This is a genomic window from Mesorhizobium sp. CA10 (genome assembly GCF_020165285.1).
GTDB lineage: Bacteria > Pseudomonadota > Alphaproteobacteria > Rhizobiales > Rhizobiaceae > Mesorhizobium.
Window position 1 is genome coordinate 1 of record NZ_JAIUHV010000009.1, and the last position, 21,582, is coordinate 21,582.

The window sequence follows — 21,582 nt, forward strand, 5'->3', positions numbered from 1 at the left end:
CCACAAGGGGAGAAGGAAAAGCCCGCACCCCACCCACACTTTCTTAAGGTGTTTCGGATAGACCGAAACCTTGGAAAGAGGCGGAAAACGGAGAGGATTCGGGGTGCGCTTTTCCGCGGCAACGACTGCCGGGCGGTTCCTGCCGCAGCGCTGGGCGCTGCGCATGCGGCCGTTGCTTGGCCGCATCGACGCCGTGCTGTCCACCGCCGACGAGCGCGGCGAAGCCGGGCGCATGTCGCTGATCGCCTTCTCCATCCGCATCGTCAGCGCCTTCATCGCCTTTGTCAGCCAGGTGCTGATGGCGCGCTGGATGGGCTCGTTCGAATACGGCATCTCGGTGCTGGTCTGGGTGACGATGGTCATCGTCGGCAATCTCGCCTGCCTCGGCTTCCACACCTCGGTCATCCGTTTCATCCCCGAATATCGCGAGCGCGGCATGCTGGCCGAGCTGCGCGGCATCGTGCAGGCGAGCCGCCTTTTCGTGCTCGTCGCCTCGACGCTGGTGGCAGGCCTCGGCGCGCTTGGCGTCTGGCTCGCCTCGGATTGGATCGAGAACTACTACGTCATCCCCTTCATCCTCGGCGTCATCTGTCTGCCGATGATCGCGCTCGGCGATCTCCTGCAAGGGCTGGCGCGCGCCAATTCCTGGGCGCTGCTGGCGCTGTCGCCCACCTATCTGGTGCGGCCGGTGCTGATCCTGGCATTCATGGCGCTGATGCTTGGCCTGTACTATGTGCCCGACGCCAAGACCGCGATCTTCGCCTCCATCGCCGCAACCTATGTCACCACGCTCGGCCAGCTGATGGCCGTCACCTCGCGCATGGAGAAAAAGATCCCGGCCGGGCCGAGGGCGGTGCATTTTAGCCAGTGGATCCTCGTCTCGCTGCCGATCTTCCTGGTCGAGGGCTTCTTCTTCCTGCTCACCAACGCCGACGTGCTGATGGTGGGCGCCTATCTCGACCCCAATGACGTCGCGGTCTATTTCGCCACGGTGAAGACGCTGGCGCTGGTGCATTTCGTCTATTTCGCGGTCAAGGCCGGCGTTGCACAGCGCTACGCCCAGTTCACGCATGGCGAGCCGCATCGGCTCGCCGCCTTCGCCCGCGAGACCGTCTCCTGGACCTTCTGGCCCTCGCTGCTGATGGCGCTCATGGTGCTGGCGCTGGGCGAGCCTATGCTGGTGCTGTTCGGTCCCGAATTCGCCGCCGGCTACCCGCTGCTCTTCCTGCTGGTGCTGGGCGTCGTGGCGCGCGCCGCCGTCGGCCCCTGCGAAAGCCTGCTCACCATGAGCGGCAACCAGAACATCTGCGCCGCCGTCTATGCCATGACGCTTGCGCTCAACATCGGCCTCAACGTGATCCTCATTCCGCTGTTCGGCCTCTGGGGCGCGGCAATCGCCACCAGCCTGGCCATGGTCTTCGAGGCCAGCGCGCTCTCCTTCACCGTCTGGCGCAAGCTCGGCATCGTGATGGCGATCTTTGTGCCCGCAAACAAGGAAGTCGCCTGATGGCCGCCGTCCCGTTGCTCGAAGAGACCAGCGGCGGCACCGCCGGCGCCATGGTTTCCAACCTTGCCGGTCTGGCGCGCGAGGTCGACCCCGCCCATATCGAGCTCTTCGCCAGCAACAGGCCGGAGCGCAAGCTCGCCATCTATCCGGCCTCGGCCGGCTTCGATCTTGTCGAGGAGCTTGACTATCTCAGCGCCCGCACAATCGAGCCGAACGTCTTCTTCAACCCGCGCTTCCTGGCGCCGGCGATGCCGCGGCTGGAAGACCGCGAGGTGCGGCTGGCCGTCATCCGCGACGGCGACGAATACCGCAACCGGCTTCGGCTTCTGGCGCCGTTCTCGGTCGAGCGGCCGGCGATCCCGCTCGGCGTCCCCGTGATGCGCACATGGTCGAGCCCGTTCGGCCCGCTCGGAACGCCGCTGGTCGATCGCGACGATCCGGTCGGCGTCATCGAGGATTTCTTCTCGATGCTGTCGCGGCCGCATCTCAAGCTGCCCAAGGTCTTCGTGCTGCCCGACATCAAGCTCGACGGTCCGGTAGCGAGCCTCATGACCTCGTTTGCCGACAGCCGCGGCCTGACCATGGTGACCACCGGCAAGGTCGAGCGGCCGGTGCTGGAAAGCGACGCCGACGGCGAGGACTACCTCAAGGCCTCGCTGCGCGCGCATCACTATCGCGAATTCCGCCGCCTGAAGCGGCGTCTCGCCGACCTCGGCAGGCTGGAGCACACCGTGGCGCGCGGGCCGGACGAGATCCGCCACGCCATCGAAAGCTTCCTGACGCTGGAAGCGGCCGGCTGGAAAGGCCGCGAGCGCACCGCGATGGCGATCGACCGCTACCGCGCCGCCTTCGCCCGCGAGGCCGTGCACAGGCTGGCCGAGCAGGACATGTGCCGCATCCACCTCTTGACGCTCGACGGCCGCACCATCGCCTGCCTGGTCGTCTTCGTCGAGGCCGGCGTCGCCTACACCTGGAAGACGGCCTATGACGAGACGCTCTCCGCCTATTCGCCGGGAACGCTGCTGATGATCGAGGTGACCAGGCAGCATCTCGACGATCCCAACATCGTCATGACCGATTCCTGCGCGGTTCCGGACCATCCGGTGATGAGCCGTCTGTGGAGCGAGCGCAAGCCGATGGGCACGCTGGTAATAGGACTGACGCCGGATGCCGACCGGCTGGCCCGTCAGGCCGCCTCGCAACTGCATCTCTACCGCGAGACCCGCAACATGGCGCGCATCCTGCGCAACCGCATGCGGAGCCTGCTGAAAAGACGCTAGATGGGCGGCGAAACACCGGCTATGGCATGCGGCGGCCGGACCCGGCCTGCCTTCACCACAAAGCACTTCAAATGATCGATATCGTCCTGCGCTTCGCCCGCCTTTGTGCGCCGCTTGTCCTGCTCGCTTTGCTTCCGGCTCGAGCCGTGGCCGACACCTGCCCGGAGGATTGCAGCGATCCGGCGCCTCCCCCGGTCAACATCTACAGCCAGACCGCGGCCGGCCATCTGAGCCCCGCCACCGCCGGCGCACTGCCGCGCGTCTATGTGCCGAACCGCTCCTCCAACAGCGTCTCGGTGATCGACACCGTCACCTTGAAGGAGGTCGGCCGCTTTCCAGTCGGCAGCAAGCCGCAGCATGTCGTGCCGTCCTGGGATTTGAAGACGCTGTGGGTCGCCAACAACGGCACCGGCAAGAACGGCAGCCTGACGCCGATCGACCCGAAGACGGCCAAGCCCGGCCAGCAGATGCCGGTCGACGACCCCTACAATCTGTATTTCATGCCGGACGGCAGCGCGGCAATCGTCGTCGACGAGGCGATGGAGCAGCTCGATTTCCGCGATCCGACGACCATGGCGTTGAAATCGAGCCTGCCGACGCCGACTTGCCCGGGCATCAACCATGCCGACTTCTCCGCCGACGGTTCCTACGCGATCTTCACCTGCGAATATGGCGACGGCGGCCTGGCCAAGATCGACCTGAAGAACCAGAAGGTGCTCGGCCATCTCGACTTCTCCAGGATGGGCATGCCGCAGGACATCCGCCTGTCGCCCGACGGCAAGGTCTTCTACGTCGCCGACATGATGAATGACGGCGTGTTCCTGGTCGACGGCGACAGTTTTCGGGAAATCGGCTTCATCCCGACCGGCATCGGCGCGCACGGCTTCGTCGTCAGCCGCGACGGCAAGCGGCTCTACGTCTCGAACCGCGGCTCGCACAAGATGGAGCAGGGCAAGGCCAGTGGTCCGGGCAGCGTCACGGTGATCGACTTCGCCACCCGCGCCGTGGTCGCGCAATGGCCGATCCCCGGCGGCGGCAGCCCCGACATGGGCAATGTCAGCGCCGACGGCAGGCAGCTATGGCTGTCGGGCCGCTTCGACAGCGAGGTTTATATGATAGACACCACCAGCGGCGCCGTGACGAAAATCCGCGTCGGCGCCGAGCCGCATGGCCTGACGGTATGGCCGCAGCCGGGGCGGTACTCGCAGGGGCATACGGGGAATATGCGGTAGACTGGTATTCTGAAGAATGTACCTGTTTGCGCCGACAGGCTAAGGACTGGTCGGCCCGAGCCAATGGGCGATGGAAAGGTAGCGATCAAAGAAATCCCAGAACACCTTGCCCGTAAGCAGTGCAATCAACCCCCACCAGAATCTCCTGTGCACCCTAGGTCGATTTTGCTGCTCCTTCAGCTCTGCGAGGGGAAAAGCCCATTTCGTGTAACCAAACAAGACACGATAGAGCCAGAGGCTAGCCACAATGATGTACACGTAGGCCGCGCTTTTCAGAAACTGATTGCTGGCTGCCCATTTGTCTACGAAGTCAGACGCAAGCCAGCAAATATAAAAACCGAAAGGCAGTCCAAATATCACAACTCCGTGATCATAGACAAAAGGACCGTGAAATCGGGCTCTAAATCTATGCCGTTTGTCAATATGATTCAAAACAATCTTCTCTATGCCCGCGAACCATCCTTCGCGAACACTACCGATGGTCAAACTACTCGCGTTTATCGTTGGGCTTGAAACTATGCTACGCGCATCGAGCAACGGGGGTTGAGAGAAATCCAGCATAAGGTCAAACGAATTTGCTGGATCGGAGTTCGCAACTCGGACGAAAGCCGTCTTATTAGTCATATAAATTCTGTTTACGAAAGATTGTTTACCAGAGAAATCAAATATATCTTCCGTATCACCAAATGTATGTGAACCATCTTCTCGATAGACACTAACCGTCACGCGGAACGCATTCTCACGGACCTCCTTCTTGCGAGCTTCAAACTGCTCTTTAGTCTGGTCCGGAAGAATTTCCCACTTTGACAATGTAAGATCAGCCTCCTCGGCAACGACGCGCTGCAGTCCCTTGTAGATCTTCCTTACACTGTCAATTGAGACCGTGTATGAACCGAGGGGAATTTCTGTGTTGACCACGCCCATGTTGAACCCCGTGCACCCAAGCCAGCCTGCCACAAGGTACGTTTCCTTCGGCGCACGTTCAACTTGAGGGCGAGCACCGATCTGAGCGATCTTCACTTTTCCCCATCTCAATCGTCTGACCCGCCACTTTCTCGCCTTTCAAGCCTGTGGGCACACAGGTTGCTGCATACCGCAACGCAGCCGAGAAACTCGCAACCAGACATCAATTCAAAATGGAGCGCAGCCTGGCTTAGGGGGCGACCGTCGTAAGCAAGCTGCAGCAAGTGGTGCCCCTAGCCGGGATCGAACCAGCACTCCTTGCGGAACTCGATTTTGAGTCGAGCGCGTCTACCAATTCCGCCATAGGGGCTCAGGCCGGGCGGCCTGGATGGGCGCGGACTATACGGGCGGATGGGTGTTCGTCAACTGGCCTGTTGCGGATTTGCCCGCGCAACCGGTGGCATTTGCCCACCCTTCGGCCTTGTGGCGATGCAGACATTGTGCGCCGCAGGAAATCTTTCTAGAGAGGCGAATGTTTAAGGTGCCCGGTCGATAATGGCGGCTGCGGCGCTTTGGGTCCTTGTTTCGTGCATGCCGGTGGCCGAAAACCGCTGCACCGTTTGGGGTGACATGCATTAGGTAATTCCAGGAAAAGCGCAGCGGTTTTCCGTCCGGAATTGTGTCAATCGCATTAGGAGAGCCGATGCTTCGCGGACTTTACGACTGGACCCTGTCGCTGGCGGCGCGCAAATCGGCCGAATGGTGGCTGGCCTTCATCGCCTTCGTCGAAAGCTCGGTCTTCCTGGTGCCGGCCGACGTGCTCTTCCTGCCGATGGCGCTGTCCAAACCCGAACGCGCCTATCGCTACGCGCTGATCGCCACGGTCGCCTCTGTGCTGGGCGGCGTCGCCGGCTGGTTCATCGGCCACTATGCCTATGAGGCGGTCGCCAAGCCGGTGCTTGAATTCTACGGCAAATATGATGAGTTCGAGCAGTTGCGCACCTCGTCCGGCGTCGGCTTCATCATCCTGATGCTGGTCACCTCGGGCGCGGCCCATCTGCCGCCGATCAAGGTAGTGACGATCCTGTCGGGCGTCATCGGCGTCAATCTGTTGCTTTTCATCGGGCTCGCGATCGTGGCGCGCGGCGCGCGTTTCCTGCTGCTTGCCTGGCTGCTTCGCCGCTATGGCGAGGAGATCAGGGAGTTCATCGAAAAGCGCTTGGGATTGATTGTCGGCGCCGGCGCCGCTGCCCTGATTTTGCTCTATATCCTCGTCAGATACGCCCACGGATAGCGACGCAACAACGGACCCGATAAATGACCGCGACCATGAATGCCGATACCGGACGCCAGCGCATGCGCGCGGCGCTCTTTCTCGCCGTCGCCATGGCCGCGACGGTCGGCTCGGCGCTCGCCTTCCAATATATCGGCGGCTACATCCCCTGCCATCTCTGCCTGGAGCAGCGCACGCCCTACTATATCGGCGTGCCGCTGATGCTGCTGGCGGCGATCGCCTCGATGCTGCGCGCGCCGGCCTGGGTGACGCGCGGGCTGTTGGCGATCGGCGGCTTGCTGATGCTCTACGGCCTCTATCTCGGCGTCTACCATTCGGGCGTCGAATGGGCATGGTGGCAAGGTCCGGCCGACTGCACCGCCGGCGCCGGTCCGGTCGACACCGGCGGCAAGGGCGTGCTCGACGCGCTCGACAAGTTCGTACCGCCCTCCTGCGACAAGGCCGCGCTGCGCATCCTCGGCCTGTCGCTCGCCGGCTGGAACGCCATCGCCAGCCTCGTCCTCGCCGCCGTCGCCTTCCGCAGCGCGCTCACGCGGGATTGAGCCGGCACCAAAGCGGCGGCGCGAGATCGTTCACAGAATTCGGCAGGATGAGTCGTATGAAGTGAGCGTCGAGAACCGGAGCGGAGCGTACTTACAGTACGTGAGCACCGGAAGCGCAGACGCTTGCTTCAGACGGCCAGCCTCCCGAATTTTCGAACGATCTCAAGGTTCGAGTTCGACATCCCAGTAGAGATAATCCATCCAGCTCTCATGCAGATGGTTGGGCGGGAACAGGCGGCCGTTGTTGTGCAGGTCGTGCACGGTCGGCTGATAGGGTTTTTGCAGCGGCCACATCTTGGCCTGGGCCGGCATCATGCCGCCCTTGCGGAGGTTGCAAGGCGAGCAGGCGGCGACGACATTCTCCCAGGTCGTTGCTCCGCCGCGATGGCGCGGGACGACATGGTCGAACGTCAGATCCTCGGGCGTTCCGCAATACTGGCACTGGAAGCGGTCGCGCAGGAACACGTTGAAGCGGGTGAAGGCGGGATGCCTGGACGGCTTCACATAGGCTTTCAGGCTGACCACGCTCGGCAGCTTCATCGAGAAGGTCGGCGAAGAGACGGCGTGCTCGTATTCGGCGACGATGTTCACCCGGTCGAGGAAGACGGCCTTGATGGCGTCCTGCCACGACCAGAGCGACAGGGGATAGTAGCTGAGCGGACGGTAGTCCGCGTTCAGCACCAGCGCGGGAAGCCCATCCGGAGATACGGCAACCGTCACGTCCTTCGCCTCCTTGCTTCTAGAACCGAACGGCGCGGATACTGTAAGCCCGACATGACAGGGATGTGAAGCGGATTGTCGTGCGTCGAAATCGCCAAAACCGCATGATTTTCAGGCTTTTTTGGCCATTTCGACAGTCGGCGCCGCATCCCTGCCCTTCAATTCCCGGTAATAGGCCCAAAAAAGCCGCGACGCGACACCCCGCCACGGGCTCCATGATTCGGCCAGCCGGATAAGCATTTTCTCCGGCGGGCGCGGGTCGATGCCGAGCGCATGGCCGACCGCCGTCTGCAAAGCGACGTCGCGCGCGGGAAACACATCCGGGTGGCCGGCGGCAAACAAAAGGTAGCATTCGGCCGTCCATGGGCCGATGCCGGGCACGGCCGTCATCGCAGCGATCGCCTCGCCGGCGTCCAGCGTGCACAGGTGATCGAGATCCAGCCCGCCGGCCACCGCTTCGGCGACGGCGAGCAGCCCGCGCTGTTTCGGCCGCGACAGTCCCGCCTCGCGAAACACGCCCTCGCCGGCGGCAAGGATCGCCTGCGGCGTCAGCGGGTCGACAAGCTTCACCAGCCGCCCGAAGATGGCGTCGGCGCTGGCGCGGGAAACTTGCTGTGAAACGATAATGGAAGCGAGGCTCTGAAAGCCAGGTTCCGACAGCCGCAGCGGCACTTCGCCCGCCCGGCCGCGCACGGTCGCCAGCCGCGGATCGATCCGGCAGAGCGCGTCGAGCCCTGTCGCAATGTCGTCCAGCGAGGCGATGCGTTGCACGTTGCTTGTTCCCAGGGCGCCCGCGAAATGGCAATTGATGGCTAACTAGCAACCGGCGGAAGCGCCTTTCAACCCGAATACCGCCCGAGATATGACACTCCTGACATTCCGCTTCGCGCCGAGCCCCAATGGCCAATTGCATCTCGGCCATGCCTACTCGGCTCTGCTCAACCAGCGTATGGCGGCGCAGGTCGGCGGGCGCCTGCTGCTGCGCATCGAGGATATCGATGTCACCCGCTGCACGCCCGAATTCGAAGCCGGCATTTTTCGCGACCTCGAATGGCTGGGATTGCACTGGGAAGAACCGGTGCGCCGTCAGTCCGAGCATTTCGCCGAATACCGGGAGGTGCTGGACCGGTTGATCGCCGAGGAACTCGTCTATCCGGCCTTCATGAGCCGCGGCGAGATCCGCGCCTTTATCGCCGAGACCGGCGGCCGCGACTGGCCGCGCGATCCGGACGGCGTGCCGCTCTATCCGCCGCTCGACAAGCACTTGCCGGTGAAGGAACGCAAGCGGCGGATCGCGGACAACATGCCTTTCGCCTGGCGCCTCGACGTCGAGGCGGCGATGGCGCGCGTCACGGCCGGCCTGTCATGGGTGGAGTTCACCGACGAGACGATGTCGGCGACGCGAGCAATCGAAGCACAACCGCGGGCCTGGGGCGACGTCATCGTCGCCCGCCGCGACATCCCGACCAGCTACCATCTCGCCGTCGTCGTCGACGACGCGCTGCAGGCTGTCAGCCATGTCGTGCGCGGCCAGGACCTCTATTCGGCGACCGGGGTGCAGTGCCTGCTGCAGCAACTGCTCGGCCTGCCACAGCCGCGTTATTTCCACCACCGCCTGATCCTCGGTGCGGACGGCAGGAAACTGTCAAAGAGCTTCAAGGACACCGGCCTGGCCTCCCTCCGGGAGGCGGGCATGTCGCCGCAGGACGTCAGACGATTGGTCGGTTTTTAGCTGGCTAGAGGCGCGCCATCCCGGCCTTGATCAGCGCGAGCACGCTGATGAAGACAAAGGCGCCGCCCAGCCCGCAGGCCACCGCCAGCTTGAGATCGCTCAGGCTGATGCCATGCTTGTTTGCGACCCCCACCGCGACGAAAAAGCCGAAGATGAACAGCAGTGTGTTGCCGGTCGGGCCGAAGCCGCTCTCCCCCAAGATCGCGTCGAGCGCCGTGCCGAAGAAGAAGCCGAAGCCGGCGATGATCGCGAAGGCGAACAACAGCCAGGTCGTGTCCAGATGCAAAAACATGCCCCACCATGGCGCGGCGATGCGCCATGCCCCTCTTGGCACGGTTTGATGAATTCAACTTAGCTTATGGATCAACCGTTTCGTTTTGCTTGCGGGATTGAACGGCATTAGAGCAATTGCCGTCATCAACCGTTCATCCCGGCAGCCTCCCCCATGCAGAGCATCAAGCGGTTCATTCCCGCCTCCTTCGTCGTTCTGTGGGCGACCGGCTTCATCGGCGCGCGCTATGCCATGCCCTGGGCGGAACCCTTCACCTTCCTTGCCATCCGCTTCGTGATCGCGGCGGCCCTGTTCGCGGGGCTGACCGTTCTGCTTGGCTCGCGCAAGGCGACGCGCGAAGAGGCGCTGCACGCAACGGTGGCCGGCGTCCTCATGCATGGTGTCTATCTCGGCGCCGTCTTCTGGGCGATCCACAGGGGCATGCCGGCCGGGTTTTCGGCGCTGATCGTCGGCCTGCAGCCGTTGATCACCGCCGTGCTCGCCGGAAAGTTCCTCGGCGAAGCGATCCTGCCGCGCCATTGGGCCGGTCTTGCCGTCGGCCTTCTCGGCGTCGTCATCGTGCTGTGGCCGAAGCTGGGGGCGCTGGGCGGCGGCGTCACGCCGGCGACGCTGACGGCTTCGCTCGTCTCCGTGCTCGGCATGAGCGCCGGCACCATCTGGCAGAAGCGCTATGCCTCAGGCGGCGATCTGGTGTCGGCGACGATGTGGCAGTATGTCGGCGGCTCCGCCGTGATGATCCTGGGCTCGCTCGCCTTCGAGACCCGCGCCGTCACCGTCAATGGCGAATTGATCTTCGCCATGGCCTGGCTGGTCCTGGTGCTGTCGGTCGGCGCCATATTCCTGTTGATGGTGATGATCAGGGACGGTGAGATGTCGAAGGTCGCCTCGCTGTTCTACCTGGTGCCGGCCGTAACCGCGGTCATCGCCTGGCTGCTTTTCAACGAGCAGCTCAATCTGCTGCAGATCGCCGGCATGGCGATCGCCACGCTCGGCGTCGCCCTGGCGACGGCGCGGCAGGCGAGGAAAGGGGAACTGGGGAATTGAAGAACTGGGGAACTGGAGAATTGAGGAAGAACTGGGGAACTGGAGAATTGAGGAATTGAGGAATTGAGGAATTGAAGAAGAAGGGCGGAGCCAAGCGTCAGCGCATTTTCTCCAGTTCCTCAATTCTTCAATTCTCCAGTTCTTCAGTTCCTCTTCTGACCGGCGCCAACTCACCCAACCCGCGCTCGGGCTTCGAGATAACGGCTGATCGCGGCGTTGAGCTCGCCGCCGAGGATGAAGATCGCCGAGATGATGTAGAGGAAGACGACCGCGATCATGATCGAGGCGAGCCCGGCATAGGTCGTCACATAGGACGAGAAATGGTCGAGATAGGTGGCAAAGATCGTCGACCCGACCAGCCAGGCGACCAGCGTGAAGACGATGCCCGGTATGATCGAGACGAAGCGCCGCTTGCCGGCCGGCAGCCAGATATGCACGGAGAACAGCCCGATGACGATGACCGTCGAGGCGATCACGTAACGCCAGATGGTGATCGTGCCCATATACGGCTTGATCCACTCCAGATGCGCCTCCGCCAGCCGTGCGAGCAGCGGCGCGAACACCAAAAGCACGCTGATGGCGAGAAAGCAGGCGGTTGCGATCAAGACGAAGATGATGCTTTGCACCCGGCGGTGTATGATGCCGCGCGTCTCGGTGACCCGATAGGCGCGGTTGAGCGAAGTGCGCAAGGCTTCGATGCCGTTGGAAGCGAAATAGGCCGCAAGCAGCACGCCATAGGTCAGAAGGTCGGTGCGGCGCACCGTGAGCACGTTGAGCACCTCATGCGCGATCGGCTTGGCGATCTGCTCCGGCCATGTGTCGAAGACCAGATGCACGGCCGTGTCGGCGAAGGCGCGCGCGCCGAGGAAGCTGGCAAGCGTGGTGGCGAAGATCAGGAACGGAAACAGTGCCATCAGCGAGGTGATCGCCAGATGGCTGGCCATCGCCCAGCCGTCATCGGTGTTGAAGTGGCCTATCGCATCGTAGAGCACGCGCTTGAGGGCGACGATATTCCGCAGCAAGGGCCCGCGCTCCGCTCGATTGTGTCAACGCCGCGAATATGGGAAGTGATTGCGGTAAATGGCAACCCCAGGTCTCACAACGCGCCCCGCGGCAGAAGAGTTGCGCACCGTCATCGTCACCGGCGCCTCCTCCGGCATCGGCGCCTATTGCGCGCGGGCGTTGAAGGCGGAAGGCTGGCGGGTCTTCGCCACGGCGCGCAAGCCGGCCGACATCGCAGCCCTCGAGGCCGACGGCCTGGAGGCCTTCTATCTCGACTATCGCGAGCCCGAATCCATCGCCGCCTTGGTCGATGCGGTGCTGGAGCGGACCGGCGGCACGCTTGACGCGCTCTTCAACAACGGCGCCTACGCCCAGCCCGGCGCCGTCGAGGACCTGCCGGTCGCAGCACTTCGCGAGCAGTTCGAGGCCAATTTCTTCGGCTGGCACGATCTCACCCGGCGGGTCGTGCCGGTCATGCGCCACCAGGGGCACGGCCGGCTTGTCCACTGCTCCTCTATCCTCGGACTGGCTCCGGTCCGCTTCCGCGGCGCCTATTCGGCCTCCAAGCACGCCATCGAAGGCCTGATGCTGTGCATGCGCCAGGAGCTCGAAGGCAGCGGCATTCACCTTTCCCTCATCGAACCGGGACCGGTGAGGTCGAAGATCGCCAGCAATGGCCTGCCCTGGTTCTTGAAGAATATCGACGTCGAGAATTCCGTCCACCGCGCCGATTATCAGGCGCAGCTCGCAAGGCTTCAGGCGGGCGGCAGCGTGTCGAAGCTGAAGCCGGGACCGGAGATCGTGCACAGGGCGTTGCGCCACGCGCTTCTGTCACAGCGCCCGCGCCCGCACTATGTGGTAACGCTGCCGGCCAGGATCGGCGCGGCGCTGAAACGCATCCTGCCGGCCTCCCTGCTCTACCGCGTGCTCGCCAGGCGCGCCTGACCGAACCTTAACCGGAGCCAGCCAGATGCTCATCATCTTCAAAATCCTCGCCATCGTCGCGATGGCCGCCGTGGTGATCGTGCTGGTTCGCGGCCTGATCAACATGATGCGCGGCGGCTCCGGCTTCACCTCGAACAAGCTGATGCAGGCGCGCATCATGCTGCAGGCCGTGGCCCTGGCGCTGCTGTTGCTGGTTGTCTATTTCACGCGCAAATAGAGGATCTCAGAGAGGACGGCGTGGTCAAGCTCAACAAGATCTACACCCGCACCGGCGACGACGGCACTACCGGGCTCGGCACCGGCGAGCGGCGGCTGAAATCCGACCTGCGCGTCGACGCCTATGGCACCGTCGACGAGGCCAATGCCTGCATCGGCATGGCCCGCGTCCACACCGGCGCCGAGCATCCGGCGATCGACGCCATGCTGTCGCGTATCCAGAACGATCTGTTCGATCTGGGCGCCGACCTCGCCGTGCCGGACGACGGCAAGCCGCTGGAATACGAGCCGTTGCGCATCGTCGCCGCCCAGACCGACCGCGTCGAGCAGGACATCGACGCGCTCAACAAGGAACTGCAGCCGCTGAAATCCTTCGTGCTGAACGGCGGCACGCCGGCCGCGGCCGCGCTCCATCTTGCCCGCACCGTGGCGCGCCGCGCCGAGCGCCTGATGGTGGCGCTGGCGCAGGATCCAGCCGAGCATGTCAACCGCGAGGCGCTCAAATACATCAACCGCGTCTCGGATTTCCTGTTCGTCGCCGCCCGCGCCGTCAATGACAATGGAAAGGCCGACGTGCTATGGGTTCCCGGCAAGAACCGCTGAATCCGCAGGCGGGAGGGTCCGATGTTCATCCCGCTTTACGACACCAACAGGCTGCGTCACATCCGGCTGCAATATGTGACGATCGGCCTGATCGTGGCGAACGTGCTGGTCTACCTGGCGACCACGCTCGGCGGTGAAAACTTCACCAATGCCGCGGTTCTCGGTCTCGGCTTCATCCCGTCTGTGGTTCACGACAAGGTCGAGCTCTCGCCCGAATTCGTCGTCATCCCCGAGAGCCTGAGCTACCTCACCTATTCCTTCCTGCATGCCGACATCTTCCATCTCGGCGGCAACATGCTGTTCCTCTGGGTGTTCGGCGACAACGTCGAGGATGCGCTCGGCCATATCCGCTATCTGATCTTTTACCTCGCCTGCGCCATCGCCGGCGCCTTCTTCCAGGGGTTGGTGGCCTGGGATTCGCAGGTGCCGTTGATCGGCGCTTCGGGCGCCATCGCCGGGGTCGTCGCCGCCTACCTGATCCTCTACCCCCGGGTGAAAGTCTGGGTGCTGGCCTTTGCCCGCATTCCGTTGCGCATCCCGGCCTTCATTCCGCTGATCCTATGGATCCTGTTCCAGATCGTGATGTTCGCAGCGGCCGGCGAGGACCAGATCTCCTGGGCATGCCATATCGGCGGCATCATCGCCGGATCGATCCTGGTGCTGGTGCTGCGCAGCCGCGGCGTGCCGCTGCTGGCCGGCGCCGACGGCGAGCCGGACCCGACGCCCAACGTCCAGCAGCCGCCTGTTCCTGTTGAGCCGGCCGCGAGCGATCCGGCGCAGCCGGCGGCGCAATGGGGCCGTGGAGCAGCGGCGCCCCGGGACTGAACCGATTTGGGTGCGTCGTGGGATATTGACGCGCCGATTTGTCGCCACTACGGAAACGGCACAGTTGGACGGATATTCCGTCCGCGATGTCGGCTTTCGACAACTCTGACAGGGCGCACGCTGCTATAGCGCCCCGACTATCTCAGGAGAGGTGACAGGAAAATGAAGATCCTTGTGCCCGTGAAGCGGGTTGTGGACGCCAACGTCAAGGTCCGGGTGAAGGCCGACGGACTGGGCGTCGAGCTTGCCAACGTCAAGATGGCGATGAACCCGTTCGACGAGATCGCAGTCGAGGAAGCGATCCGCATCAAGGAAGCCGGCAAGGCGGAAGAAATCATTGTCGTCTCGGTCGGCCCGCAGCAGGCGCAGGAGACGCTGCGCACCGCGCTCGCCATGGGCGCCGACCGTGCCATCCTAGTCAAGACCGACGAGCAGACCGAGCCGCTGGGCGTCGCCAAGGTGCTGAAGGGCGTGGTCGAGGCGGAAGCGCCCGGCCTCGTCATCCTCGGCAAGCAGGCGATCGACGACGATTCGAACCAGACTGGCCAGATGCTGGCGGCACTGCTTGGTTGGCCGCAGGGCACCTTCGCGTCCAAGATCGTGCTCGAAGGCGATCAGGCCAAGGTGACGCGCGAGGTCGACGGCGGCCTGCAGACGGTGGAATTGAAGATGCCGGCGATCGTCACCGCCGACCTTCGCCTCAACCAGCCGCGCTATGCCTCGCTGCCCAACATCATGAAGGCCAAGAAGAAGCCGCTCGACGAGAAGAGCCCGGCCGACTACGGCGCCGACGTCAAGCCGCGCCTCAAGGTGATCAAGACCGAGGAGCCCGGCGGCCGCAAGGCGGGCGTCAAGGTCAAGAGCGTGGCCGAACTGGTCGAAAAGCTCAAGAACGAAGCCGGCGTGCTTTAGAGCGATCGGGAAAGGACAAAGAAAATGGCAATTCTCCTCATCGCAGAACACGACAACGCAAGCCTTTCCGACCAGACCGCCAAGGCGCTGTCGGCGGCCCTCCAGATCGGCTCGGACGTCGACGTGCTGGTGGCCGGCAAGGGCGCCAAGGGCACGGCCGATGCCGCCGCCAAGCTGAAAGGTGTGCGCAAGGTGCTGCTGGCCGAGGCCGACGAGCTTGCCGAGCGTCTCGCCGAGCCGACGGCGGCGCTGGTCGTCTCGCTCGCCGGCTCCTATGACGCGATCGTCGCGCCCGCGACCTCGTCGGGCAAGAACATCGCGCCGCGCGTGGCGGCGCTCCTCGATGTCGCCCAGGTGTCCGAGATCATCGAGGTGGTCTCGCCCGACACCTTCAAGCGGCCGATCTATGCCGGCAACGCCATCCAGACCGTGCAGGCGACCGACGCCAAGAAGGTCATCACGGTGCGCACCGCGTCCTTCGCGGCGGCGCCCGAAGGCGGCTCGGCCTCGGTCGAGACGGTCAACGCCGCCGCCAATCCGGGCCTCTCCTCCTTCATCGAGAACAAGCTTTCCGAGAACGACCGTCCGGAGCTGACTTCGGCCAAGATCATCATCTCGGGCGGCCGCGCGCTTGGTTCCTCGGAGAAGTTCCAGGAAGTCATCTTGCCGGTCGCCGACAAGCTCGGCGCTGCGGTCGGCGCCTCGCGCGCCGCGGTCGACGCCGGCTATGCGCCGAACGACTGGCAGGTCGGCCAGACCGGCAAGGTGGTCGCGCCCGACCTCTACATCGCCGTCGGCATCTCCGGCGCCATCCAGCACCTGGCCGGCATGAAGGACTCGAAGATCATCGTCGCCATCAACAAGGACGAGGAAGCCCCGATCTTCCAGGTCGCCGATTACGGCCTGGTCGGCGATCTCTTCGTCATCCTGCCGGAGCTGCAAAAGGCGCTTTGACGCCACCGGTTCTGGCATATTAAAATCGGAAGGGTGGGGTAGACGAAGTCGCCCCGCCCTTTTAGTTTGCACTGCACAAAAAGCAGGCCATCAAGGCCTGAGGCCAATCCGGCGGTTTTGCGTCCGGATTGCAGGAAATGAACAACAGGGGCGTTTCCGCGCTTCAAGACGCGGAAGATGCTCCGGACGGGATCGGGGTCATGAGCAAGATCGAGACGATCGGCATTGTCGGCGCGGGACAAATGGGTGGCGGTATCGCCCATGTCTCGGCGCTGGGCGGCTACAAGGTCCTGATCCACGACGTGTCGGCCGACCGTATCGAGAAGGGCATCGCCACCATCAGCGGCAACATGGCGCGCCAGGTCGGTTCCGGCAAGCTCGAGGAGAAGGCGCGCAACGAAGCAATGGCGCGTATTTCCGCCGCCCCGACCATGGCCGATCTTGCGGCCGCCGATCTGGTGATCGAAGCGGCGACCGAGGACGAGACGGTCAAGCGCAAGATCTACGCGCAGCTTTGCCCGCAGCTCAACCCGGAAGCGATCCTGGCGACAAACACCTCGTCGATCTCGATCACCCGGCTTGCCGCGCAGACCGACCGGCCGGAACGCTTCATCGGCATTCATTTCATGAATCCGGTGCCGGTGATGAAGCTGGTCGAGCTGGTGCGCGGCATCGCCACCGAGGACCAGACCTTCGAAGCCGCCAAGAGCTATGTGAAGCACCTCGACAAGACGATCACAGTTTCCGAGGATTTCCCGGCCTTCATCGTCAACCGCATCCTTTTGCCGATGATCAACGAGGCGATCTACACGCTCTATGAGGGCGTCGGCACGGTCGATGCCATCGATACCGCCATGCGGCTCGGCGCCAACCACCCGATGGGACCGCTGCAGCTTGCCGACTTCATCGGCCTCGACACCTGCCTGTCGATCATGCAGGTGCTGCATGAGGGCCTGTCGGATTCGAAATACCGCCCCTGCCCGCTGCTGGTGAAATATGTCGAGGCCGGCTGGCTCGGCCGCAAGACCGGCCGCGGCTTCTACGATTATCGCGGCGACCATCCAGTGCCGACGCGCTGATCTTTCCCGGCTGAACCCTTTCGAAACGGCTCAGGACGCCGCGGCGAGCGGCAGAGGCGGCAGGCCGCCTTTCGAAATTTCGTCTTCGTCGGGCGCGGCGGAAACGCAGCCGCGCCCGGCCGCCTTGGCGGCATAGCAGGCGGCGTCGGCGCGGGCGATGATCTCGTCCACTTCGCCGCAACCGGCGCGGATCGGCGCAAGCCCGATGCTGGCGCCGATCGAATGCGGGCGCCCGTCCCAGCTGAAGTCGAGGTTGCCGATGGCGTCGATGATCGAGCGCGCCGCGATCGGCCCGCGCGCCGCGGCGCCGGATCTGAGGATGACGGCGAACTCGTCGCCGCCAAGCCGCGCGACGATGTCTTCCGGGCCAAGCACATTACGCAGGGCGTCGGCCACGCGCTTGAGCAGCGCATCGCCCGCGGCATGGCCGCCGGTGTCGTTGACCGCCTTGAAGTGATCGAGATCGACGAACATGAACTGATGCTCGCCGCCTTTGATGCGGCACTGGTCGACCAGGTCCTCCATCATGCGGATGAAGCTCGAGCGATTGGCGAGCCCGGTCAGCGCGTCGTGGGCGGCGGCGTAGGCCAGCTGGCGCTGCAGGGCGCGCGCGTCGCTGAAATCCTGGAAGACGATGACGAGGCCGCAGAACTCGTGGCGGTCGTTCATGATCGGCGCCACCACCTGGCGGATGCTGCAGCGCGTGTCGTCGCGCCGGACAAGGACAGCGCGCGTGTTCTGGTCGCAGTGCGGCTGCTCGCTCGTGGAAGGGCGCGAGAGCCCGATTTTCTGCCCGCTTTCCTCGTCGACCGCCCAGTAGACATGACCGAGCTGCTTGCCCAGAGCCTCGCCGACCACGACGCCGGTGAGTTTTTCCGCGACCGGGTTCATGAAGGTGATGCGGTTGGCGGCATCGGTGCAGATCACCGCGTCGCCGATCGAATGCAACGTCACCCTGAGGCGCTCTTTCTCGTCAGCCAGCATGGCCGCCGAAACCATCAGCCGCGCCTCGGCCTCCTTGCGTTCCGTGATATCGGTCAGGCTGCCGATTGCCCGGATCAGCCGGCCCTCGCCATCGCGCTCGATCGCCTTGCCGCGATCAAGAATCCAGACCCAGCGGCCGTCCTTGTGCCGCATTCGGAACTCGGCCTCGAAGAAGGGCGTCTCGCCGGCAAGATGCGCGCGATCCGCCTCGGCGACACATCCCTGGTCGTCGGGATGGATCATGGTCAGCCAGCGATCGGGGTCGCCGTCGAGCTCGCCATCGGCATAGCCCAGCATTTTTGCCCAGGTTTCGGAATAGGTGGTGCCACCCTTGCGCATATCGAGGCTCCAGATACCTTGTCCGGCACTGGTGAGCGCGAAATTCCACCTTGTCTCTGCCTCGGCGATGCGCGCCTCGGCCTGCTTGCGGGCGTTGATGTCCTCTATCTGGGACACGAGATAAAGAGGGCGGCCGGTCTCCTCTTCGCATATGACCGAGCCGGCAAGCTGCGCCCAGACCGGAGTGCCGTCCTTGTGCAGATAGCGCTTCTCGAAATGGAAGGAACGTATCTTGCCTTCCTTCAGGCTCATCATCGTCTCGCGGCCGATCTGCAGGTCGTCGGGATGTGTGATCTGGAAGAAGGTCAGCGCCTCGATTTCTGAGCGTGTGTAGCCGAGCATGTCGGCGAAGGCAGGATTGGCCTGCAGGATGCGGCCATCGAGGCCGACAATGGCGACGCCGATCGCCGAATCCTCCATGGCCCGGCGGAAGCGTTGCTCGCTCTCGGCAATCTGCCGGCGGTCGTCGATGATCTTGCGGATGGACAGCGCCGAGACAAACAGCGTGACGGCCGTGACGGCGACGGATATCTGCAGGCAGACCTTCAACGCGTCCGTGCCGAGTTCCAGCGCCGGCAACAGGACCGATGCAGTCAAGGCAACGAGTCCGGCTGCCATCAAGACGGGCACGGCACGCTTGCCGGCCCGCGGACCTTTCCAACTCAACCACGCCACAATGCGATCCCACCCAATGCGCGACTGCGCGTTGCCGCAACTCTGGCGGATCGATTTTAAGGAATGGTTGCATGAGCGGCAGCGGCCGCTCCGATAACCGGCAAACAATTGCCGGTATGATTAAGGCACTGTTTCAAAAGGTACCGAAGGATCGGTGTAATCCTACCAGCGGACGAAAAACCGCCCGCCTAGCGCGCCGAGCGCGGTCAGGAAGGCGATCGCGACCGTATACCAGGTGGCGACGAAGAGCGGCGAATCGTCGAAGCAATGCGCGGCGTAGAAGGTCGCCGCGAGCCCGCCGGCGAGCAGGCCGGCCACCGCGCCCGCCAACACCGGCCGCGTCGGCGCGCCATAGCGCAGCATGCCGAGGAAGATAGCCAGCGGGCCGATGCCGATCAGCGGGATGAAGCTCATGCAGATCATCATGTTCGAGCCGATAAGCCGCTTGCCCCAATCGGCCTCGGGCACGACGAAAAGCTCGAGAACCACCGCCAGCACCACCAGAAGCGGCGCGGCGATCATCCAGGCCGTCGCCCGCCTGGTCGAGGCGCCCGGCATCGACAGCGCGCGGATCAGCGCGAAGGCACTGGCGGCGAGCGTCAGCGTGAACACGAATTTGGACATGAAGCGCATCGTGTGCATGGCCGGCATGATGTCGGGACGCGGCCCGATGGTCGCAAAGAAGACCATCGCCGCGACCGCCATGGCCACGCCGACCGCCAGCCACCAGGCCCTGCCCATCGGCATCGCCTCGTCGCGGGCATCGGCGTCGAGCGCCTTGATGAGATCCTCTGTCCTCATGTCGCTGTTCGTCCAAATCTTTTGGCGATCGCGGCCAGGCCGCGATGCAGCGACACGCGCACCGCCGTCTCGCTGATGCCGAGCTTGCTCGCCGTCTCGCCGATCGAATGGCCATCGACCGAGATCGATGCCACCACCGAGCGTTGCGCGGGCGGCAGGCCGTCTAGCGCCCGATTGATGTCGCGCTCGCTCACCGTTTCCGCCTCCGGCTCGGCGAAGGTTTCGGCGATCTCGTCGATCTCGACCTCGATGCGCCGCCCGCGCCGGCGGAACGCATCGATCAGCTTGAAGCGGGCGATCGCATAGACCCAGGGCAGCACCGGCGCATCAGGCCGCCAGGTGTGGCGTTTGACATGAATGGCCAGCAAGGTTTCCTGCACGACATCCTCGGGATCGACCCCGCCTTGAACGATCTTGCGCCGGACAAAGCCGCGAACGAGGGCGGCGATCCCGTGCAGAAAGTCGGCATAAGCCCTTTCGTCTCCCGCGATCGCGGCCCTGAGCAGCCGGGAAAGCTCGGCCTCGTCCTTGCCGGTCACAAGAGTTTACCCCCAATGTTCGCGTCTCGGCCCTGGTTTGTTACGTGGCCGGCGAAATAATGTCCAAGCCAAACTGCCGGTAAATCACGAAAGTTTGCGGGGAATGCCCCGTGTGCACGTCGGGTTAAGCCTTCAGGATCAATAAAGAGTCCTTCAGGAGCTTTAATCCTTTCCGCACGGTCAACTTTCGGCGTCTCTTTCGATACCGCTGTCTCAACTCCGCTAATATCTTCAGATGGCTCTCGTCGATCCGAGGATCCGAAGCCACATCGAGAGCTGCTGGCAGCGTAAGCAGGGCATCAGCATGCATGTTGGCGTAAGGTGAAGAATCATAGGTATCGAAGGGCGTCGGCGGGTAGCTCAGTATCGTAGGGTTGGTGTTGATCTCGAACACCTGGATGCGGCCTTCTACGATGGCGTAGTCAATACGGCCGTATGAAATCCGGGCCATCTCAAAGACCTTCTGGAGTTCGACCGAATGCGGATGAGTACGGACGAACAGGTGATGCTCGTCCAAATGCCGGCCCGACAAACCACGTCCGGGATCCTTTATGAACCAGTCCCGGCTCGCAAAACAGTGCTGGGCATAGCTGTTGTCGCCGACCCGATAGGCTGAATATTTACGGTAGTATCCATCTGCGTCGGGCCTGGACCCAAACTCTACGAGCATGGGACTGGCCCAATTCAGCGTCTGCAACTCGGCCAGGGCTGAACTGATGTCAGTTATAGATCGCAAGAGGCGCGGGGGCTTATAGGCGGCGCCGACCTCGTCACGCAAAAACACCGGATACCGCAACGACTCCGGCAATGGATGGGGCCTAGATACCCGGAAATTATTGATCCCCTCATCAAACAGCATGCGCAGCAAATCGTATCGCCGCAGGCTATCGCGAGGATGGTTAAGTTGAGCGATCTCGGGTCGATGCCGGTCAATCTGGTCGCGAACTTGGCCCGCGTTAGCGACTTCGGTCGGATCAAGCCGGTCCATGTCCGACCAGATGATGGTTCCCCGCTCCAATTTCAGAAGTAGATCGATTTCGTCATACCCGACCAGACGAAAAATCCGCTGAAGGTCCGTCCGATAATAAAGAAGCAGACAGGCCTGCGTATACGAATGCGATCGCTGACAAACATAAAAAATCATGATTCACCCGCCCTCCCC

At 63.4% G+C, this 21,582-nt stretch carries 23 protein-coding genes and 1 tRNA gene; 14 read left to right on the plus strand and 10 right to left on the minus strand.

Annotated elements, in window-relative coordinates; genetic code table 11:
• Positions 1-103 precede the first annotated feature (103 nt).
• The 3 genes from LB535_RS18940 to LB535_RS18950 all read left to right on the plus strand — a co-directional run bounded on the left by LB535_RS18940 (position 104) and on the right by LB535_RS18950 (position 4,019).
• A complete protein-coding gene (locus LB535_RS18940; protein ID WP_224633279.1) occupies positions 104-1,507 on the plus strand; it encodes a lipopolysaccharide biosynthesis protein in 1,404 nt (467 codons plus the stop codon).
• Entirely contained in the window at positions 1,507-2,787 is a 1,281-nt protein-coding gene (locus LB535_RS18945; RefSeq protein WP_224633280.1) for a GNAT family N-acetyltransferase, read from the plus strand. Before LB535_RS18940 ends, LB535_RS18945 begins: the two co-directional genes overlap by 1 nt.
• Before the next feature lie 71 nt (positions 2,788-2,858).
• Positions 2,859-4,019 (plus strand): YncE family protein, encoded by a 1,161-nt coding sequence (locus LB535_RS18950; protein ID WP_224633281.1) that lies wholly within the window; start codon positions 2,859-2,861, stop codon positions 4,017-4,019.
• A 39-nt stretch (positions 4,020-4,058) separates the two neighbouring features.
• Here LB535_RS18950 and LB535_RS18955 read toward each other — a convergent pair whose 3' ends face one another.
• Together LB535_RS18955 and LB535_RS18960 are read right to left on the minus strand one after the other, a co-directional pair.
• Positions 4,059-5,039, minus strand: coding sequence for a hypothetical protein (locus LB535_RS18955; RefSeq protein ID WP_224633282.1), 981 nt, complete (start codon positions 5,037-5,039; stop codon positions 4,059-4,061).
• A 168-nt stretch (positions 5,040-5,207) separates the two neighbouring features.
• Positions 5,208-5,292 (minus strand) — tRNA-Leu (locus LB535_RS18960).
• A 333-nt stretch (positions 5,293-5,625) separates the two neighbouring features.
• Here LB535_RS18960 and LB535_RS18965 point away from each other — a divergent pair.
• Positions 5,626-6,216, plus strand: a complete 591-nt coding sequence (locus LB535_RS18965) for a YqaA family protein (RefSeq protein WP_140546280.1) — start codon at positions 5,626-5,628, stop codon at positions 6,214-6,216.
• 23 nt (positions 6,217-6,239) lie between these two features.
• Positions 6,240-6,758: a disulfide bond formation protein B gene (locus LB535_RS18970; RefSeq protein ID WP_224633283.1), complete on the plus strand. Its 519-nt coding sequence runs from the start codon at positions 6,240-6,242 to the stop codon at positions 6,756-6,758.
• Between the two features lie 162 nt (positions 6,759-6,920).
• Here the strand turns inward: LB535_RS18970 and LB535_RS18975 are convergent, their stop codons facing one another.
• On the minus strand, positions 6,921-7,478 hold the full coding sequence (locus LB535_RS18975; RefSeq protein WP_140809359.1) for an HNH endonuclease: 558 nt from the start codon (positions 7,476-7,478) through the stop codon (positions 6,921-6,923).
• Positions 7,479-7,589: 111 nt separating this feature from the next.
• Positions 7,590-8,249, minus strand: coding sequence for a DNA-3-methyladenine glycosylase family protein (locus LB535_RS18980; RefSeq protein WP_224633284.1), 660 nt, complete (start codon positions 8,247-8,249; stop codon positions 7,590-7,592).
• 91 nt (positions 8,250-8,340) lie between these two features.
• Here LB535_RS18980 and gluQRS point away from each other — a divergent pair, with 91 nt between their 5' ends.
• Complete coding sequence (gene gluQRS, locus LB535_RS18985) at positions 8,341-9,210, plus strand: tRNA glutamyl-Q(34) synthetase GluQRS (protein WP_224633285.1); 870 nt, start codon at positions 8,341-8,343, stop codon at positions 9,208-9,210.
• A gap of 4 nt (positions 9,211-9,214) precedes the next feature.
• Here the strand turns inward: gluQRS and LB535_RS18990 are convergent, their stop codons facing one another.
• The gene (locus tag LB535_RS18990) at positions 9,215-9,502 is read right to left on the minus strand and encodes a hypothetical protein (protein WP_224633286.1); all 288 of its coding nucleotides are present in this window, start codon (positions 9,500-9,502) and stop codon (positions 9,215-9,217) included.
• Positions 9,503-9,655: 153 nt separating this feature from the next.
• Here LB535_RS18990 and LB535_RS18995 point away from each other — a divergent pair, with 153 nt between their 5' ends.
• Positions 9,656-10,546, plus strand: coding sequence for a DMT family transporter (locus LB535_RS18995; protein WP_224633287.1), 891 nt, complete (start codon positions 9,656-9,658; stop codon positions 10,544-10,546).
• Positions 10,547-10,716: 170 nt separating this feature from the next.
• Here the strand turns inward: LB535_RS18995 and LB535_RS19000 are convergent, their stop codons facing one another.
• A complete protein-coding gene (locus LB535_RS19000; RefSeq protein ID WP_095767497.1) occupies positions 10,717-11,568 on the minus strand; it encodes a YihY/virulence factor BrkB family protein in 852 nt (283 codons plus the stop codon).
• A gap of 58 nt (positions 11,569-11,626) precedes the next feature.
• Between LB535_RS19000 and LB535_RS19005 the strand changes: the two genes are divergently transcribed.
• The 7 genes from LB535_RS19005 to LB535_RS19035 all read left to right on the plus strand — a co-directional run bounded on the left by LB535_RS19005 (position 11,627) and on the right by LB535_RS19035 (position 17,082).
• Positions 11,627-12,493: an SDR family oxidoreductase gene (locus tag LB535_RS19005; protein ID WP_224633288.1), complete on the plus strand. Its 867-nt coding sequence runs from the start codon at positions 11,627-11,629 to the stop codon at positions 12,491-12,493.
• Positions 12,494-12,518: 25 nt separating this feature from the next.
• Positions 12,519-12,710 (plus strand): twin transmembrane helix small protein, encoded by a 192-nt coding sequence (locus LB535_RS19010; protein WP_095767495.1) that lies wholly within the window; start codon positions 12,519-12,521, stop codon positions 12,708-12,710.
• A gap of 20 nt (positions 12,711-12,730) precedes the next feature.
• Positions 12,731-13,312 carry a cob(I)yrinic acid a,c-diamide adenosyltransferase gene (locus LB535_RS19015; RefSeq protein ID WP_224633289.1) on the plus strand — a complete coding sequence of 194 codons (582 nt, stop codon included), beginning with the start codon at positions 12,731-12,733 and terminating at the stop codon, positions 13,310-13,312.
• Between the two features lie 21 nt (positions 13,313-13,333).
• Positions 13,334-14,137, plus strand: coding sequence for a rhomboid family intramembrane serine protease (locus LB535_RS19020; RefSeq protein WP_224633290.1), 804 nt, complete (start codon positions 13,334-13,336; stop codon positions 14,135-14,137).
• Between the two features lie 162 nt (positions 14,138-14,299).
• Positions 14,300-15,049: an electron transfer flavoprotein subunit beta/FixA family protein gene (locus LB535_RS19025; RefSeq protein WP_095767492.1), complete on the plus strand. Its 750-nt coding sequence runs from the start codon at positions 14,300-14,302 to the stop codon at positions 15,047-15,049.
• A gap of 24 nt (positions 15,050-15,073) precedes the next feature.
• Positions 15,074-16,003, plus strand: coding sequence for an electron transfer flavoprotein subunit alpha/FixB family protein (locus LB535_RS19030; RefSeq protein WP_224633291.1), 930 nt, complete (start codon positions 15,074-15,076; stop codon positions 16,001-16,003).
• 200 nt (positions 16,004-16,203) lie between these two features.
• A complete protein-coding gene (locus tag LB535_RS19035; RefSeq protein WP_224633292.1) occupies positions 16,204-17,082 on the plus strand; it encodes a 3-hydroxybutyryl-CoA dehydrogenase in 879 nt (292 codons plus the stop codon).
• A 30-nt stretch (positions 17,083-17,112) separates the two neighbouring features.
• Here the strand turns inward: LB535_RS19035 and LB535_RS19040 are convergent, their stop codons facing one another.
• The 4 genes from LB535_RS19040 to LB535_RS19055 form a co-directional block, all read right to left on the minus strand.
• Positions 17,113-19,002 (minus strand): PAS domain S-box protein, encoded by a 1,890-nt coding sequence (locus tag LB535_RS19040; protein ID WP_224633293.1) that lies wholly within the window; start codon positions 19,000-19,002, stop codon positions 17,113-17,115.
• A 240-nt stretch (positions 19,003-19,242) separates the two neighbouring features.
• On the minus strand, positions 19,243-19,881 hold the full coding sequence (locus LB535_RS19045; protein ID WP_224633294.1) for an NrsF family protein: 639 nt from the start codon (positions 19,879-19,881) through the stop codon (positions 19,243-19,245).
• A complete protein-coding gene (locus LB535_RS19050; RefSeq protein WP_095767489.1) occupies positions 19,878-20,420 on the minus strand; it encodes a sigma-70 family RNA polymerase sigma factor in 543 nt (180 codons plus the stop codon). Before LB535_RS19050 ends, LB535_RS19045 begins: the two co-directional genes overlap by 4 nt.
• Before the next feature lie 124 nt (positions 20,421-20,544).
• A complete protein-coding gene (locus LB535_RS19055) occupies positions 20,545-21,564 on the minus strand; it encodes a hypothetical protein (RefSeq protein WP_224633295.1) in 1,020 nt (339 codons plus the stop codon).
• Between the last annotated feature and the right edge of the window lie 18 nt (positions 21,565-21,582).